Here is a 16748-nt window from a genome sequence, read left to right as displayed (position 1 = left end):
TCCTACCGCCAACGCACCCGACCCGGCCAACTTGACCCCGACCATCCCAACGACCATCCTCAATAACGCGCCACGGTGGTCCCATCCCCCTGGCAATCAGGTGGTCCCATCACCCTGGCAAGCGACACAATCGTTGATGCTTAGCATGCCTAATGTGTCCAAGCGCGTGTCCAAATGGCATGAAAATGGCCCCCAGGCTTGCGCCTGGGGGCCATTTCCGCTGGTAGCGGGGACAGGATTCGAACCTGCGACCTCTGGGTTATGAGCCCAGCGAGCTACCGAGCTGCTCCACCCCGCGTTGGTGAATGCCAGGTTACCGAACATTACGACCCTGGACCAAATCGCAGGCCAGCAGACCCGGCGTAGCCGAAACAGGCGAGCCCGTGCATGTGGCCCTGGGCGGCGCAGGCCGCTTCAACTCGACGCTGCTCTTGCAGCAACTCAGAATTCCCCTCCGTAGCCATGACACCGTCCCAGCACGTCGCCCCACTCCCCTAGTCGGAGGAACCGACCAGTCACATTCACCGCGCCGTCGGAGAGCCGCCCCACGACGACGTCCAGCTGCGCCTAACGCGCCTCCACCAAGCCGTGGCCACCCATACCGGTCTCCAACCAGCCACCCGAAAATACTTTGCGCCCGGCCATTTCGGGCAGATAGCATCCCAGGCCGTGGCTGGTGCAAGCTAAGTCACCACGGTCGGCGACCGCACTGCAACTCAACGCCCTTGCGGCGAACACCCCACAGCTGCAACATGATCCACGCTCGCTACCGCACCCGCACTCAAGCCCGCCGACTATAATCGCGTCCGAAGGAGTTACCATGCCCCAACGCCTCGGGCCGAAGCTACTCAACTTTGCTAGCGAAATCGACGGCAACACCGTCGAGCAGGCAAAACTCACCGCATCCATGCCCTTCGTCCATCCGCACGTCGCGCTCATGCCCGACGCGCACCTTGGTAAGGGCTCGGCCGTCGGCACCGTCATACCCACCAAGGGCGCCGTGATCCCCGCGGCCGTCGGAGTGGACATCGGCTGCGGCATGGTCGCGGCCAAGACGCGGTTCACCGAGGCCGACCTGGCAGCCCGATTCGACGGCGAGTACGCCCAAGAGTTGCCCACGCTGCGGCGCCTGGTCGAGGACGCGATACCGCTGTCGCCGGGGAACTACAACAAGAGCTTGCAACGGTTCCCGTTCACCGCCAAGAAGCACAACGAGCTCCTCGAACTGCAGGCAGAACTCGATGTGGACCTCTCCCGCAGCCCGAAATGGATGCAGCAGTTGGGATCTCTCGGCGGCGGAAACCATTTCATCGAACTCTGCGTCGACCTCGCGAACACCGTCTGGCTGTTCCTGCACAGCGGCTCCCGCGGCGTGGGCAACAAGATCGCCCAGCGGCACATCAACATCGCCCTGCAGCAGTGCTCGGGCGATCCGTTGACCAAGCTGCCAAACCGCGACCTGGCGTTCCTCAACGAGTGCACACCCGAGTTCGACTGCTACATCAGGGATTTGAAGTGGGCGCAGCACTTTGCCTACCTCAACCGCGCGGAGATGATGGATCGCTTCATCCACGTCTTCGCGTCGTGGCTGGGTGTGCAACCGCAACACGTGGAGACCGAACGCATCAACTGTCACCACAACTACACGGCCCCCACTCGGATCGATGGAGAAACCGTGTGGCTGACTCGCAAGGGTGCGATCGACGCCACCGAGGGCAAGCTGGGAGTCATCCCGGGATCCATGGGTAGCCGCTCGTATGTCATGCGCGGCAAGGGAAACCACGACGGCCTATGGTCGGCCCCGCACGGGGCCGGTCGCCGGTTCAGCAGGACCAAGGCGAAGCAACTGTTCACCGAGCAGGATCTGGCGGCGGCGATGGTGGGCATCGAATACCGCCATGGCAAAGAGTGGATCGACGAGATCCCACAGGCCTACAAGGACATCGACCGCGTCATGGCCGATGCCGAACCGCTCGTCGACGTCGTGACCTCGCTGCGGCAGATCATGAACGTCAAGGGGCAGTGATCACTGGGATCGCTGGAGCCCTACTTGGCGTTGTTGAACTTGGTGATGGCCTCGTCCAGCCGCTGCAGCGCTGACCCGTAGGCGGCGAAATCGCCTTTCTTCTGCGCGTCCCGGGCGGCACCGATCGCGGCCTGAATCTCCTGCAGCGCAGCGGCTTTGGCCGGCGACAAGGTCGCAGCTCCATCCGGGGGCGCCGGTACCACCGCGGTCGGCGGCGGGGTTCCACCCGGACCAGTGGCCGGCGGTGGCGGATTGGCGGGCGAATTCGCCGGCACACCGGCCTCGGTCGGCTGTATTCCGGTGGCGGCATCACCGGCACCGGGCCCGAACAGCCCGTTGAGCGCATCACGCACGGTGGGGCCGTATCCGACCTTGTCGTTGTACATCATCGCCACCCGGATCAGCCGCGGGTACGACGAGGCGGCGTCGCTGGCACCGGGCGAGGCATAGACGGGTTCGACGTACAGCAGCCCACCCTGGGCCACCGGCAAGGTGAGCAGGTTGCCCCACCGGATCCGGTTCTGGTTGTCGCGTCCGATCACGCCGAGATCCTGCGACACCGCGGGGTCGGTGGTGATCGCGTTGTTGGCCAGCTTGGGACCGTTGACCTGTCCGGGGATGGTCAGCACCGTGATCTTGCCGTACGTCGCGGGATCTGAGCTGGCGCTGATGTACGCGGCCAGATAGTCGCGTTTGAACCGGTTCATCGCGCTGATCAGCTGGTAGGCAGCCGAATTGTCGTCTTTGGCAATGTTTTTCGCGACGATGTAATACGGCGGCTGGTAGCTGCTGGCGGTCGGGTTCGGGTCCAGCGGCACGTCCCAGAAGTCGGAGGTGGAAAAGAATGTCACCGGGTCGTTGACGTGGTACTTGGCCAGTAGCATCCGCTGCACCTTGAACAGGTCTTCGGGATAGCGCAGATGCTCGGCAAGCTCGGGAGTGATGTCGCTCTTGGGCTTGACGGTCCCTGGGAACACCTGCATCCAGGCCCGCAACACCGGGTCCTGTTCGTCCTGCTGGTACAGCGTGACCGTGCCGTCGTAGGCGTCGACGGTAGCCTTCACCGAATTGCGGATGTAGGAGACCTTCTTGTCGGGCGCCAACCGGTTGAAGGCCACCTCGGTGGAATCGGCCGTCGCCGACGACAGCGAGGTGAGCTCGGAGTACGGGTAGTTGTCCAAGGTCGTGTAGCCGTCGATGATCCACACCAGTCGCTTGTTGACTATCGCCGGGTACACCGCGCTGTCCGTGGTCAGCCACGGCGCCACCGCCTCCACCCGCTGCGCCGGATCCCGGTTGAACAAGATTTTGCTGTTGGAGCCAATCACGTTGGAGAACAAGAAGTTTCGCTCGGCGAACTTCGCGGCGAACACGGTGCGGGAAATCCAGCCGCCGATCGGGACACCGCCGCTGCCGGTGTAGGTGTAGTTCTTGGTCTCCGTGCTGGTTTCGTAGTCGTATTCCCGGTCTGCGCCGGTCTTTCCGACAATCGCGTAGTCCGCGGACGCGTTGGCGATGACCGGTCCGAAGTAGACCCGCGGCTGGTCCAGCTGCGCCGGCCCGTCGGACACCACGGTGCCGTTGGCGCCGACGACGTTGACCAGGAATTCGGGGTAACCGCCGTTCTGGTTCGGATCGTTGGCGATCCCGCGCACGGTGTTGGCTGGCGAGGCGATGAATCCGTTGCCGTGGGTGTACACGGTGTGCCGGTTGATCCAGTCGCGCTGGTTGTCGATCAGCCGGTCGGGGTTGAGTTCACGCGCCGCGACGACGTAGTCACGCAGATTGCCGTTACGGTCGACGTAGCGGTCGATCGATAACTGGTCGGGGAAGTAGTAGAAGTTCTTACCCTGCTGGAACTGGGTGAACGCCGGGCTGACGATCGTGGGGTCGAGCAACCTGATGTTGGAGGTCGTGGCGCGGTCGGCGGCGACCTGCTGCGCGGTCGCCTGCCCCTCGCCGGTGTAGTTGCGATACGTCACCACGTCCGACGTCAGGCCGTAGGCTTGCCGAGTCGCGGTGATACTGCGGCTGATGTATTCGCTTTCCTTCTGCGCGGCATTGGGTTTGACGCTGATCTGCTCGACGATCATCGGCCAGGCGGCACCTACGATCACTGACGACAGCAGCAGCAGGGCCAGACCGATAGCCGGAATCCGCAAGTCCCGCAGGGTGATTGCGGAGAACACTGCGGCCGCACAGATCAATGCGATCGCCATCAGGATCAGCTTGGCCGGCAGGACCGCGTTGATATCGGTGTACCCGGCGCCGGTGAACGGCTTACCGCCACGGCTGTGCGACAGCAGCTCATAGCGGTCGAACCAGTAGGCGACGGCTTTGAGCAGCACCAGCATCCCGACCAGGCTGACCAATTGCACACGCGCCGAGCGGCTCAGCGCGCCCGTGCGACCCGAAAGCCGGATGCCGCCAAAGATATAGTGCGCCACCAGGTTTGCCACGAACGCCAGGAACACGGCTACGAACAGATAGCTGAGCATCAGCCGGTAGAACGGCAACTCGAAGGCGTAGAAGCCGAGGTCCTTACCGAATTGCGGGTCCCTGACTCCGAAGTCGCCGCCGTGCAAGAACAGCTGGATCCGAACCCAGTATCCCTGCGCCACGATGCCGGCCAGCAGTCCGATGGCCGCCGGCACACCGATGCCCACCAGCCGTAGCCGGGTCAGCACGACGGCGCGATAACGCGCCACCGGGTCGTTGTCGTTGTTCGGCACAAAGACCGGCCGGGTGCGATAGGCCAACGCCAGCCCGGCAAAGACGATGCCGCCGACCAGCAGTCCCCCCACCAGGAACACCACGATCCGGGTGACCAGCACCGTGGTGAACACCGAGCGGTAGCCCAGCTCGCCGAACCACAGCCAATCGACGTACGCGTCGATCAGGCGCGGTCCGGCAAGCAGCACCGCGATGACACCCAGCGCGATCAAGATCAGAATCCGGCTACGCCGGGTCAGCTTCGGCATCCGTGCGGTGGGCCGCATCCCCACTAGCTACGCTCCCTGCTCGGTTTTGGCTGCTGCTAGAGAATTGTCTAGTCGGTCACAACTGTACGCATCCCGGAGCGTTAGCAACTTGGCGTCGGCGCCCCGGAGGTCATGGCATGCAAGGCGTCCACCGCCTGGCCGAGTGTCTCGACCTTGACCAGCCGCAGGCCGCGCGGGGTGTCGGAGGCCGCCTCGTAGCAGTTTTTCGCCGGCACCAAAAACACCGTGGCGCCCGCGGCGCGGGCGGCGGCCATCTTGTGCGTGATGCCCCCGATAGCGCCAACCTTGCCGTCAATAGAGATGGTGCCGGTGCCCGCGACGAAGGTCGACCCGACCAGATCACCCGTGGTGAGCTTGTCGACCACGGCAAGGCTGAACATCAATCCGGCCGAGGGCCCGCCCACGTTGGCGAGGTTGAAATCCACTACGAACGGCGCCCACGGCGCATCCAGCACCGCCACCCCCATGAAGCCGTAGTCGCGGTCTTTGTTGGTGCCGAGCGTGATCTGCGCAACACCGACCGGCTCATTCTTGCGACGGAAGTCGATGGTCACCGATTGTCCCGGCTTGGTGTTTTTCAGCAATCCGGTGAACTGCTCGACATTGGCCACGGGCGTGCCGTTGACCGCGTCGATCGCATCACCGGCTTTCAGCTTGCCCGCCGACGGGCCAGGATCGTTGACCGACGCGACAGTTACCGCCTCCGGATACTTCAGATAGCCCAGGGCCGCGTACTCGGCGCTGTCTTCGGAGTTCTTGAAATCGGCGTTGTTGGCCTTGTCGACCTCCTCGCGCGACTTGCCCGGCGGGTAAACAAGATCCCTGGGTACCAGCTGTTCTTGCCCCGAGAGCCACAGTGTGATGGCTTCGCCCAGACTCAGACCGTCACGCTGGGACACGGTCGTCATGTTGAGATGGCCTGACGTGGGGTGCGTCTGAGTGCCTTCGATGTCGACCACCTGCTTGCCGTCGACTTCACCGAGGGTGTCGAACGTGGGGCCGGGCCCCAGCGACACGAACGGCACCGTCACGACCGCGAGCAACACACCGAACAACACGATCGGCACCAGCGCGACCATCAACGTCAAAATCCGCCTGTTCACGCCGCATAGACTAGACCGACCCTGACGAGACCGGTTCAGCTGCGAGCGTGACGGCGGATGACGCTTTCTGCGTCCCCGATGGGTACCGTTGACGTATGGCTGACCTGCCTTTCGGCTTCTCCTCTGGAGACGACCCCGATCGCGACAAGCGCGCGAAGAACGATCCCGATCCCGGCTCGGGTCCGAATCCGCTGGGCCCCTTCGGCATCAGCGGGGATTTCGCCATGGCCGACCTGGGTCAGATCTTCACCCGCTTGGGGGAGATGTTCGGCGGTGTCGGCAGCGCGATGACCGCGGGCCAGAGCGCCGGGCCGGTCAATTACGCCTTGGCCCGCCAAGTGGCCGCCAGCTCGGTCGGTTTCACGGCGCCCATCCCCGAGGCCACCAACTCCGCCATCGCCGACGCGGTGCACCTTGCGGAGACGTGGCTCGACGGGGCCACCTCCCTGCCCGCGGGCACTACCAGGGCGGTCGGCTGGAGTCCCACCGACTGGGTCGACAACACCCTCGACGTCTGGAAGCGGCTGTGCGACCCGATGGCGGAGCAAATCTCGACGGTGTGGGCGTCGTCGCTGCCGGAGGAGGCCAAGAGCATGGCCGGCCCGCTGCTCACGGTGATGTCGCAGATGGGCGGCATCGCGTTCGGTTCGCAGCTGGGCCAAGCACTCGGCCGGTTGTCGCAGGAAGTGCTGACGTCGACCGACATCGGGTTGCCCCTGGGGCCTCAGGGTGTGGCCGCCATCCTGCCCGCTGCCGTCGAGGACTTTTCGTCCGGCCTCGAGCAGCCGCGCAGCGCGATTCTGACCTTCCTGGCTGCCCGTGAAGCCGCCCATCATCGCCTGTTCGGTCACGTTCCCTGGCTGGCAGGCCAGCTGCTGGGCGCTGTCGAGGCCTACGCCAAGGGCATGAAGATCGACATGACCGGCATCGAAGAGCTGGCCCGCGACTTCAATCCGGCATCGCTGACCGATCCCGCAGCCATGGAACAGTTGCTCAGCGAGGGAGTATTCGAGCCCAAGGCGACCCCGACCCAGCTCCAAGCACTCGAGCGCCTCGAGACGCTGCTCGCCTTGATCGAGGGCTGGGTCCAGACGGTGGTGACCGACGCCCTCGGCGAGCGCATTCCGGGTACCGCCGCCCTCAGTGAGACGCTGCGTCGCCGCCGGGCCAGCGGCGGTCCCGCCGAGCAGACCTTCGCGACCCTCGTCGGGTTGGAACTGCGACCGCGCAAACTGCGGGAGGCCGGCGCGCTGTGGGAGCGTCTGACCCAGGCCGCCGGTGTGGACGCCCGGGACGCGGTGTGGCAACACCCTGACCTGTTGCCCGCCGCCGATGATCTGGACGACCCGGCCGCTTTCATCGACCAGGTCATCGGAGGTGACACCAGCGGTATCGACGAGGCGATCGCCGAACTCGACCGCGATAGCGGCGGTCCGGAAGGCTCCGGACAAGGGCCTGTGGATAACTGAACCGCTATCCGCGCCCGGGGTGGCACAGTGTGTGCTCATGCCGGCCGCTCCCACCTTGTATTCGCTTGATCCGGCGATGCCGGTACTCCTGCGGCCAGACGGTGCGGTGCAAGTGGGCTGGGATCCGCGTCGAGCCGTGCTGGTACATCCGCCAGGCGGGCTGACCGCTGCCTCGGCGGCCGCGCTGCTGCGGTCCATGCACACACCGACGCCGATAACCGAGTTGCAGCGTCAAGCCCTCAGCCAGGGATTGCTGGACGGCGAGGAGGTCGCCAGCCTCGTCAGGCAATTGGTTGACGCCGGCGTCGCGACCCGCGGACAGCGAGGTTGCTCAGGCCGCGCCGCGTCCATCCGGATCCACGGTTGCGGACCATTGTCAGACCTGCTGATGCAGGCCTTGCGCTGCTCCGGGGCGCGGGTCGGGCAGAGCAGTCAGCCGCATGCTGCGGTGAGCGCCGACATGGTGGACTTGGTGGTGTTATCCGACTACCTGGTGGCCGATCCGCGGTTGGTGCGCGATATGCACAACGAGGGCATTCCGCACCTCCTCGTTCGGGTTCGTGACGGCACCGGCCTGGTCGGACCGCTGGTAATCCCGGGGGTCACCAGCTGCCTGCGCTGCGCGGACCTGCACCGCAGCGACCTGGACCGCGCATGGCCGGCAATCGCTGCCCAACTGCGTGGCACCGTCGGCATGGCCGACCGAGCGACGTTATTGGCGACAGCCGCGCTGGCCCTCAGCCAGGTCAACCGGGTAATGGCCGCTGTCCGCGGTGAACAAACCGACCACGATCCGCCGTCGGCCCTCAACGCCACGCTGGAATTCGACCTCAACGCCGGCTCCATCGTGGCACGCCAGTGGACCCGGCATCCCATGTGTTCTTGCTGACGCCGGTCTCGACTGCGCCTACCCGAGCCGGCCCTGCTCCGGGACGTTCGTGGAGACCGCAGCATAGGCCCTGGACAGATCATCGAGTACGCCTTCGGTCAGCGTGCCGTCTTTGCGGTGCTTGTCCAGCGTCTCGATGATCGCCCTGAATAAGGCGTCGGCGGCGTCGTGCTGCGTTTGTTTTGCTGCCATGGCTTTAGCGGTCCACCCTCCGGACGTGGAGATCGATGCGTCACACCATTGCGACGAGCAAGAGACTACATAGCGCGTGCGGCGACCTGGTGAAAATCGAGGCGAGCACGCGCGGCAGCAGTATGATTCGTCGATGTCGTTTGGCGGTGCCCGGCCGGGACCGATCAGCGCGGTGGGGATCGTCGGTGCGGTATTCGGCGGCCCGTGCCCGGCGTGCACACACGGCGGTTGACACCAGATCAATACCCGGTTGCAGCAACCGTCATGGATGATGGGTGTGTGTCAGACATCAAACGCGGCCGAGCCGCGCGCAACGCCAAGCTGGCCAGTATTCCGGTCGGCATGGCCGGCCGGGCGGCTCTTGGCTTCGGCAAACGGCTGACCGGCAAGTCGAAAGACGAGGTCAACGCCGAGCTGATGGAGAAGGCTGCAAACCAGTTGTTCACCGTCCTGGGCGAGCTCAAGGGCGGGGCGATGAAAGTCGGCCAGGCGTTGTCGGTGATGGAAGCGGCCATTCCCGAACAGTTCGGTGAGCCCTATCGCGATGCGCTGACCAAGTTGCAAAAGGACGCCCCGCCCCTGCCCGCGGCCAAGGTCCACCGCGTGCTCGATGCCCAGTTGGGCACGAAGTGGCGGGAGCGGTTCAGTTCGTTCGACGACACCCCGGTTGCCTCGGCCAGTATCGGGCAGGTGCACAAAGCGGTGTGGTCCGACGGCCGCGAAGTCGCCGTCAAGATCCAGTACCCCGGCGCCGACGAGGCCCTGCGAGCCGATCTGAAGACCATGCAGCGCATGGTCGGTGTGCTCAAACAGCTCTCCCCGGGCGCGGACGTGCAAGGTGTTGTCGATGAACTGATCGAACGCACCGAGATGGAGCTCGACTACCGGTTGGAGGCCGACAACCAGCGCGCTTTCGCCAAGGCCTACCACGGCCATCCACACTTTGCGGTGCCGCGGGTGGTGGCCAGCGCACCAAAGGTGGTGATCCAGGAGTGGATCGACGGGGTTCCAATGTCGGAGATCATCCGCAGCGGCACCCAGGAGCAGCGTGACCTGATCGGAACCCGACTCATAGAACTCACCTTCGACGCCCCGCGCCGACTCGGCATGCTGCACGGTGACGCCCACCCGGGAAACTTCATGCTGCTGCCCGACGATCGCATGGGTGTCATCGACTTCGGCGCCGTGGCACCGCTGCCCGGCGGCTATCCCATCGAACTCGGGATGACCATCCGACTGGCCCGGGACAAGAATTACGACCTGCTGTTGCCGACCATGGAGAAGGCCGGGTTCATCCAGCGGGGACAGCAGGTCTCGGTTCGCGAGATCGACGAGATGCTGCGCCAGTACGTCGAACCCGTCGAAGTGGACCTCTTCCACTACACCCGAAAGTGGTTGCAGCGCATGACCGTAAGTCAGTTTGACCGGTCGGTCGCGCAGATTAAGGTGGCGCGTCAAATGGACCTGCCGGCCAAGCTGGCCATTCCGATGCGGGTCATCGCATCGGTGGCCGCCATCCTTTGCCAGCTGAACGCGCATGTGCCAATCAAGTCACTGACCGAAGAGCTGATTCCCGGCTTCGCCGAGCCCGATACGGCTGCCGTCTGACAAACCGTGCTGCCGGGTAGGCGGCACAGACATGGTCAGCGGCGGGCTTACGGCTTGCCCGAACAGTACCCAGATGCCTCCACAAGACCGTGCCCAGCTCATCGAGAATGCGGTGTCGCGGTGCGAATCCACGAAATCACCGTCTCGACGAGCTGGGCCTTCGTCACCTAGGTCCTAGGCAGCGGCCTTGCGGGGGCGACCCCGCGGACGCTTGCGACTGACGATCGCGCCTCGCTCAAATATCTCGCCGCCCCAGACGCCCCACGGCTCAGCACGTTCCAGCGCGGCCGCCAAGCATTGACGCCGGACCGGACAGCCGGCGCACAGCGTCTTGGCGCGCTCGAGATCTGCTGGCGTGTCGGCGAACCAGAGGTCGGGATTACCCACATGGCATGGCAACGCCGGCAGCCTGGTTGCGGGGACTGTCAGTGCTGACATGTCTTGGCTCACCTGCTTCCTGGTCTTGGGGCTGTGTTTCGGAGGTGATCCGGACCAGGTGAGGGAGGTTGACCCAAAACTATGGCCACGGATCCTGATGACTTCGGTCCGTGGCCATTCGACAAATCTGGAGCGCTACGCAGTACCTACGTTGGGCTCCGATCCACGGACGCGTCAGTCGCGGCGGTGACGCGGTGCTTAGCCGCTGCCGCCGGTGCGGCGGCATGGCCGGCTCCGGCGTTTGGCGCCTGGATAGCCACGCGCAAACCGCACGCTTTCATGTTCAGCATCGTGGCTACCCTCCTTTCGTGTCGCTCAATTGGCAGCCGGCAGCACCAGCAGCAGATGCGTTTCGAGGGTAATCGGTCCCAGCGGTCGATCACAACCGATTTTTGACCTGCGAGTTTGTTGCTCAGCGGGCCTGTCTGACCATGTCGAGCACGTCGGCTCCGTACTGTTCCAGCTTTCGGGCGCCGATACCCGGTATGGCAATGAGCGCCTCGTCGCTGTCGGGAAGCAGCTCGGCGATCGCCACAAGTGTGTTGTCGCTGAAGACGATGTAAGCCGGCACGTTCTGTTCCTTGGCGACGTTGAGCCGCCAGGACTTGAGCTGCAGCAGCAACTCCTCGTCGACGTCTCCGGCACACGTTTCGCAGCGCCGCAGCATGACGGCGGCCGGCGTACTCAGCTCCTTGTTGCAGACCCGGCACCGGGAGGCGGCGCGGTTGCGCCGGGATTTGCTCGGTCCCGGATCGGCACGCGTCTGCGGCGCAATGCCGTTGAGGAAGCGCGACGGCTTACGGCTCTGGCGGCCGCCCGGCGCCCGAGCCAGCGCCCAGCTGAGGGACAAATGCACACGCGCTCTGGTGATTCCGACGTAGAGCAGGCGACGCTCTTCCTCGACCGGCTCACTGTCGGGGCCGTGTGCGAGCGCATGCGAGATGGGCAAGGTGCCGTCGGCCAACCCGACCAGAAACACCGCGTCCCACTCCAGGCCCTTGGCCGCATGCAGTGAGGCGAGCGTGACACCCTGAACCACCGGCGGATGCCGCGCGTCGGCCCGGGCCCGAAGCTCCGCTAGCAGTGCCGGAAGCTGCAAGTGCGGACGCTGCGCCACCTCGTCGTCGACCAGTTGCGCCAACGCGGTCAGCCCCTCCCAACGTTCCCGGGCGCGGGCGCCCACAGGCTCGTCTGCTGTCAATCCCAGCGGTTCCAGAACGCCGCGAACCATGTCGGGCAACGCCGCGTCGGAACCGCGTTCAGCGGCACGCTGCAGCGCCACCAACGCCTGCTTGATCTCCTGACGGTCGAAGAAGCCCGCGCCACCGCGAACCTGATAGGCGATGCCCGCCGCGGTCAACGCTTCCTCGTAGACCTCCGACTGCGCGTTGACGCGATACAGAATGGCGATTTCGGAAGGCGCCGTGCCGGATTCGATCAGCCGGGCGATCGAAGCCGTCACCGCGGCAGCCTCGGCGGGCTCATCGGGATACTCGTGGAACGAGGGGGCAGGACCGGGCTCACGTTGGCCAGACAACCGCAACTTGCTTCCCGCGACCCGGCCCCGGGCGGCTTCGATCACCCGATTGGCCAGCGACACGACCTGCGGGGTGGACCGGTAGTCACGCTCCAGGCGCACTACCGTGGCGTCCGGAAACCTGCGCGAGAAGTCGAGCAGGAAGCGCGGCGAGGCGCCGGTGAACGAGTAGATGGTCTGATTGGCGTCGCCGACGACGGTCAGATCGTCGCGCCCCCCCAGCCAAGCCGACAAGACCCGCTGCTGCAACGGTGTGACGTCCTGGTATTCGTCGACAACGAAGCATCGGTAGCGATCGCGGAACTCCTCGGCCACCGCGGTGTCGTTTTCGATAGCGGCCGCGGTGTGCAGCAGCAGGTCATCGAAATCGAGCAGAGTGACGCTGTCGTCGCGGGCTTTGACGGATTCGTATTCGGAATAGACCGCAGCGATGTGCGCGGCGTCCAACGGGGTGTCGCGGCGCGCGGCCGCCACCGCGGTCGGGTAATCCTCGGGACCGATCAGCGAGGCTTTGGCCCACTCGATCTCGCTAGCGAGATCCCGGACGTCATCAGTGCTGGCCTGGACCCTGGCGCGGCTGGCCGCGCGCGCCACGACGGCGAATTTGCTGTCCAGCAACTGCCAGCCGATGTCACCAACCACGCGCGGCCAGAAATACCGCAACTGGCGATGCGCCGCCGCGTGAAAGGTCAGCGCCTGCACAGCGCCGACACCCGAACCGATCTGCAAGGAAGCGCCCAGCGCACGCAACCGGCTGCGCATCTCCCCCGCCGCGCGCTGAGTAAACGTCACCGCCAGCACTTGTCCGGCGGCGACATGACCACTGCTGACCAGATGGGCGATCCGGTGCGTGATGGTGCGTGTCTTCCCGGTTCCGGCTCCGGCAAGCACACAGACCGGTCCGCGAGGAGCCAATACGGCTTGGCGCTGCTCGTCGTCCAGTGCGCCGGTCAGTGCGTCTGCGACCATCGGCATAGCGTCCATCTTGGCAGCAGCGGCCGACAAGGCGGTGTGGCGCAGCGCCGCCCGGCGCTACACGTCACCCCGGCCCGCTCCGACACGAGCACGGTCGTCGGGCTACGTTTACCAGCTATGACCAACGCTGCGCTCACCATCTACACGACGACATGGTGTGGCTACTGTTTCCGGCTCAAGACGGCGCTCAAGACAGCGGGGATCTCCTATGACGAGGTCGACATCGAACAAGACGGCGCGGCTGCTGAGTTTGTCGCCTCGGTCAACGGAGGCAACAGAACGGTCCCGACGGTCAAGTTTGCCGACGGGTCGACGCTGACCAACCCGAGCGCCAACGTGGTCAAAGCCAAACTGGCCGAAGTCGGCGGCTAAGGCCGCCCGGTGTCGGCCATCGATTCGGACGGCGTGCCCAGACACGGCCGTTCGCCCGAGCATTGGTGCCCAACAACAGGTCCAGTCGCCCGTACGATAAGAGTCACGGCGTCGACCTACCGGCATCATCCGCCGGCACCATAGCGCCAACACCGACCGCGGACGGTGGTCCGCAGAAAATGGCTATCAACGATGAGGCCAACCGGCTCAACCCGCGCGAGCGTGACGTATCTGGCGCTCCGGCTGAAGCGGCAAGCGTCAGTTCTTCGCGCCGCGTTGGCAGGCACGGGCAAGTCGGTCTTCATCGTCTGCACAGCGCTATTGGTGATTACGGCGTGTTCGCACAAAGGCACGTCAGCTAAGCCGAGCACCACGGCGCCCGCGTCGGGTGCCGATGCGCTGATCATCAGTGTCGAAGAGGTACGGCGCATCGCCAATTACGAGGAATTGACCGCGCATTCACACGCGGACTTGCGTCGTCCGCCGCCGGGTGACCTGAACGCGCCGGGTCCCTGCAGGGCGGCCGGCACCAGTGACCTCACTTTCGCCGGCGGCTGGACAGAGTTCCGAAGTGCGGGCTACAGCGGGGTGACCGACGACATTGACCCCGGCGGCATGGTGATGGTCGATTCCGTCAGTCAGGCCGTCGCCATCTACCCGGATGCGCATGCGGCGCGCGCAGCGCTCGAGCAGCTCGAAACCTCGCTGAACGCGTGCATGGCATTGCACGACCCCAAGTACACCTTCACCGTGGACAAGCCGGACGCCAGCACGCTGAGGATCACCGACGCTGGCTGGAGTCACCTGTATCGCGCAAAAAATACGGTGTTGATTTCTGTCGGCGTTTTAGGCATCGAACCAGCTGAACGGATCGCCGCTACGGTGCTTGACGCGATCTGCGACCGAGTCAAGTAGCCGATAGCGCGGTTCAGTCTCGTGCTGCCGCCCAGGCTTCGATGATTGTGCGGGCGATCGAGATTGACCCCGGCAGCCGCAACTGCGACTCCGTTGCGGTGGTCCAGTCGCCCGCATCCAGTGCCGCGCGCACTTCGTCGCGGATGAACCAGCCAGCCTCGGCGATCTCGCCGTCGTGAAATGAAAAGCATTGATCCGGGTCGGCCACGGCATGAAAGCCCACCATCAGCGAACGCGGGAACGGCCAGGGCTGGCTGCCCAGGTAACGGACATCGCGCACGGTCAGACCGATTTCCTCACGGATCTCGCGCACCACGCACCCCTCGAAGGATTCGCCCGCCTCGACGAATCCCGCCAGCAGCGAGAACATCCGCGGCGGCCATGCCGCCTGGCGGGCCAGCACCGCGCGCTCACCGCCGTCGTGCACCAGGCAGATCACCGCGGGGTCGATTCGGGGGAACTCCTCGTGACCGGTGATCAGGTTGACGCGCGACCATCCGGCCCTGGCCGGTTTCGTCGGGCTGCCGTCGGCCGGACTGAAGCGCGCGCTGTCATGCCAGTTCAGCAACGCCGTTGCCGAGGACACCAACTGGCTGCTGGTGTCATCGATGATCTGACCGAGCCTGCGCAGGTCCCCGACCTCGGCGTTAACCCCCTGCTGCTCGGGTGGTTCCAGCGCGGCTCTGATCGCCCACAAATGGCGATCACCCGCGATGCGACCCAGGAATACCGCCTCAGGCGGCGGCTTGTCGCCCAGCGCGGCGGCCCGACCCAACACCACGCGGCCGTCTGCAACCAACACCTGATTGCGCGGATCGACCCGCAATAGCGCCGCGTCGGCCCAACCGCCAGCTGCCGCCTCGACATCGGTCCGCACGTGGTCAGCGCGGTCGGCGCCGATACGCGATAGAAACGGAACGTCCCGCAGCCGAAAGTCCACGCTAGGCCCTCGCGCCCGGCTCCGCCGCGCTCGCGATCGCCACGCAACCCACCACATCGCGACCCGCCACGCCCGGCTCCGCCGCGCTCGCGATCGCCACGCAACCCACCACATGGCGACCCGCCACGCCCGGCTCCGCCGCGCTCGCGATCGCCATTAGTGCCCCGTGTTGCGGACGTAGAGCAGACGGTCGTTGGCCTCGATGGCATCTACTTCAGGTGTCCCGATACGTAATAGTTGTCCGTTGCGGACCACGCCGAGCACGATGTCCTTCAGATGCCTTGGAGACCCGCCGACTTCGCTCGACTCCACCTCGCGTTCTGCAATGGCCAGCCCCGTGTCGGGTGTCAACAGATCCTCGATCATCTGCACGACGCTGGGTGTGGTGGTGGCGAGCCCCAGCAATCGGCCGGCGGTCTCGGAGGACACCACCACCGAGTCCGCCCCCGATTGCTCAAGCAGATGCTGGTTTTCGGCCTCCCGGATAGAAGCCACGATCTTGGCCTTGGGCGAAATCTCGCGGGCGGTCAGGGTCACCAACGCCGCAGTGTCGTCGCGGCTCGCAGCAACGATGATCGCAGCCGCATGCTGAGCGCCGGCCAATCGCAGTACGTCGGATTTGGTGGCGTCGCCGTGTACGGTGACCAAGCCCGCCGCCGCGGCGCGGTCAAGGGCGGCCCGGTCGGTGTCGACGACGACGATCTCACCGGGGACCACCTCGTCGCCGAGCATCGCGGTGATCGCCGTTTTGCCTTTGGTCCCGTAGCCGATGACGACGGTGTGGTTGCGCACTCTGTTCCTCCAACGCTGGATCTTCAGTGCTTGGCGGGACGTCTCGGTGACCACTTCGAGCGTCGTTCCGACCAACAGGATCAGGAACGCGATGCGCAGCGGGGTGATGATCAAGACATTCGTCGCGCGCGCGAATTCGGAGATAGGTGTGATGTCGCCATAGCCGGTCGTCGACAGGGTCACCGCCGAGTAGTACAGGCAGTCCAAGAACGTCAGTTGGTCGCCCTGCGAGTCGTGGTATCCGTCGCGATCGACGTAAACGGTGATGGCGCCGATGAATAACGCTGCCAAGGCAATAGCCACGCGGCGCGCAATGATACGCGCGGGGCTGGCCCGGCCCTGAGGAATGCGCAACACCCCGACGAGTGCGTAACTGGGCTGGACGGTCAACCGCTCGTCAAGACGCCTCAGCCGCCAACTACCTTTTGCCACGGAAATCCGTCATCGGCTGATCCCAGAGCACGACACAGGCACGAGAAACATGTAACCA

13 protein-coding genes and 1 tRNA gene are annotated in these 16748 nt (G+C 65.1%); 6 read left to right on the top strand and 8 right to left on the bottom strand.

Annotated features, from left to right (window positions below):
- Positions 1-221: 221 nt before the first annotated feature.
- Positions 222-298, bottom strand: a tRNA-Met gene (locus tag EET13_RS07085).
- 522 nt (positions 299-820) lie between these two features.
- On the opposite strand from EET13_RS07085, the gene EET13_RS07080 reads away from it, so the two are divergent.
- The gene (locus EET13_RS07080) at positions 821-2026 is read left to right on the top strand and encodes an RtcB family protein (protein ID WP_122441602.1); all 1206 of its coding nucleotides are present in this window, start codon (positions 821-823) and stop codon (positions 2024-2026) included.
- A gap of 20 nt (positions 2027-2046) precedes the next feature.
- Here the strand turns inward: EET13_RS07080 and EET13_RS07075 are convergent, their stop codons facing one another.
- Both EET13_RS07075 and EET13_RS07070 read right to left on the bottom strand, forming a co-directional pair.
- On the bottom strand, positions 2047-5031 hold the full coding sequence (locus EET13_RS07075; protein ID WP_122441601.1) for a UPF0182 family protein: 2985 nt from the start codon (positions 5029-5031) through the stop codon (positions 2047-2049).
- Between the two features lie 77 nt (positions 5032-5108).
- Entirely contained in the window at positions 5109-6131 is a 1023-nt protein-coding gene (locus tag EET13_RS07070; protein WP_122441600.1) for a YlbL family protein, read from the bottom strand.
- A gap of 95 nt (positions 6132-6226) precedes the next feature.
- Between EET13_RS07070 and EET13_RS07065 the strand changes: the two genes are divergently transcribed.
- Entirely contained in the window at positions 6227-7600 is a 1374-nt protein-coding gene (locus EET13_RS07065) for a zinc-dependent metalloprotease (protein ID WP_122441599.1), read from the top strand.
- Positions 7601-7637: 37 nt separating this feature from the next.
- The gene (locus EET13_RS07060) at positions 7638-8489 is read left to right on the top strand and encodes a TOMM precursor leader peptide-binding protein (protein ID WP_211189033.1); all 852 of its coding nucleotides are present in this window, start codon (positions 7638-7640) and stop codon (positions 8487-8489) included.
- A gap of 18 nt (positions 8490-8507) precedes the next feature.
- Here EET13_RS07060 and EET13_RS07055 read toward each other — a convergent pair whose 3' ends face one another.
- A complete protein-coding gene (locus EET13_RS07055; RefSeq protein WP_122441598.1) occupies positions 8508-8681 on the bottom strand; it encodes a hypothetical protein in 174 nt (57 codons plus the stop codon).
- A gap of 264 nt (positions 8682-8945) precedes the next feature.
- On the opposite strand from EET13_RS07055, the gene EET13_RS07045 reads away from it, so the two are divergent.
- Positions 8946-10289 carry a macrolide-binding ATPase MABP-1 gene (locus EET13_RS07045; protein ID WP_122441596.1) on the top strand — a complete coding sequence of 448 codons (1344 nt, stop codon included), beginning with the start codon at positions 8946-8948 and terminating at the stop codon, positions 10287-10289.
- Between the two features lie 174 nt (positions 10290-10463).
- On the opposite strand, the gene EET13_RS07040 is transcribed toward EET13_RS07045, so the two are convergent.
- Together EET13_RS07040 and EET13_RS07035 are read right to left on the bottom strand one after the other, a co-directional pair.
- Complete coding sequence (locus tag EET13_RS07040; RefSeq protein ID WP_122441614.1) at positions 10464-10727, bottom strand: WhiB family transcriptional regulator; 264 nt, start codon at positions 10725-10727, stop codon at positions 10464-10466.
- A gap of 412 nt (positions 10728-11139) precedes the next feature.
- On the bottom strand, positions 11140-13239 hold the full coding sequence (locus tag EET13_RS07035; protein WP_211186372.1) for an ATP-dependent DNA helicase UvrD2: 2100 nt from the start codon (positions 13237-13239) through the stop codon (positions 11140-11142).
- A 117-nt stretch (positions 13240-13356) separates the two neighbouring features.
- Here EET13_RS07035 and mrx1 point away from each other — a divergent pair, with 117 nt between their 5' ends.
- A complete protein-coding gene (mrx1, locus tag EET13_RS07030; protein ID WP_083028515.1) occupies positions 13357-13611 on the top strand; it encodes a mycoredoxin Mrx1 in 255 nt (84 codons plus the stop codon).
- A 192-nt stretch (positions 13612-13803) separates the two neighbouring features.
- A complete protein-coding gene (locus EET13_RS07025) occupies positions 13804-14526 on the top strand; it encodes a sensor domain-containing protein (protein WP_122441594.1) in 723 nt (240 codons plus the stop codon).
- A gap of 13 nt (positions 14527-14539) precedes the next feature.
- Here the strand turns inward: EET13_RS07025 and nudC are convergent, their stop codons facing one another.
- Both nudC and EET13_RS07015 read right to left on the bottom strand, forming a co-directional pair.
- A complete protein-coding gene (gene nudC, locus EET13_RS07020; RefSeq protein WP_122441593.1) occupies positions 14540-15523 on the bottom strand; it encodes an NAD(+) diphosphatase in 984 nt (327 codons plus the stop codon).
- 99 nt (positions 15524-15622) lie between these two features.
- Positions 15623-16690: a potassium channel family protein gene (locus EET13_RS07015; protein ID WP_122441592.1), complete on the bottom strand. Its 1068-nt coding sequence runs from the start codon at positions 16688-16690 to the stop codon at positions 15623-15625.
- Positions 16691-16748: the final 58 nt, after the last annotated feature.

Origin of the sequence: Mycobacterium attenuatum (genome assembly GCF_900566085.1) — a bacterium.
Classification (GTDB): domain Bacteria; phylum Actinomycetota; class Actinomycetes; order Mycobacteriales; family Mycobacteriaceae; genus Mycobacterium; species Mycobacterium attenuatum.
This window is presented reverse-complemented; position numbering and strand designations above follow the sequence as displayed.

What these genes read in the sequence shown, in the direction of transcription:
- EET13_RS07080 (WP_122441602.1), top strand. Translation starts at nt 821, where the DNA reads ATGCCCCAACGCCTCGGGCCGAAGCTACTCAACTTTGCTAGCGAAATC.
- EET13_RS07065 (WP_122441599.1), top strand. Translation starts at nt 6,227, where the DNA reads ATGGCTGACCTGCCTTTCGGCTTCTCCTCTGGAGACGACCCCGATCGC.
- EET13_RS07060 (WP_211189033.1), top strand. Translation starts at nt 7,638, where the DNA reads ATGCCGGCCGCTCCCACCTTGTATTCGCTTGATCCGGCGATGCCGGTA.
- EET13_RS07055 (WP_122441598.1), bottom strand. Translation starts at nt 8,681, where the DNA reads ATGGCAGCAAAACAAACGCAGCACGACGCCGCCGACGCCTTATTCAGG.
- EET13_RS07045 (WP_122441596.1), top strand. Translation starts at nt 8,946, where the DNA reads ATGGATGATGGGTGTGTGTCAGACATCAAACGCGGCCGAGCCGCGCGC.
- EET13_RS07040 (WP_122441614.1), bottom strand. Translation starts at nt 10,727, where the DNA reads ATGTCAGCACTGACAGTCCCCGCAACCAGGCTGCCGGCGTTGCCATGC.
- EET13_RS07035 (WP_211186372.1), bottom strand. Translation starts at nt 13,239, where the DNA reads ATGCCGATGGTCGCAGACGCACTGACCGGCGCACTGGACGACGAGCAG.
- mrx1 (WP_083028515.1), top strand. Translation starts at nt 13,357, where the DNA reads ATGACCAACGCTGCGCTCACCATCTACACGACGACATGGTGTGGCTAC.
- EET13_RS07025 (WP_122441594.1), top strand. Translation starts at nt 13,804, where the DNA reads ATGAGGCCAACCGGCTCAACCCGCGCGAGCGTGACGTATCTGGCGCTC.
- nudC (WP_122441593.1), bottom strand. Translation starts at nt 15,523, where the DNA reads ATGTGGTGGGTTGCGTGGCGATCGCGAGCGCGGCGGAGCCGGGCGCGA.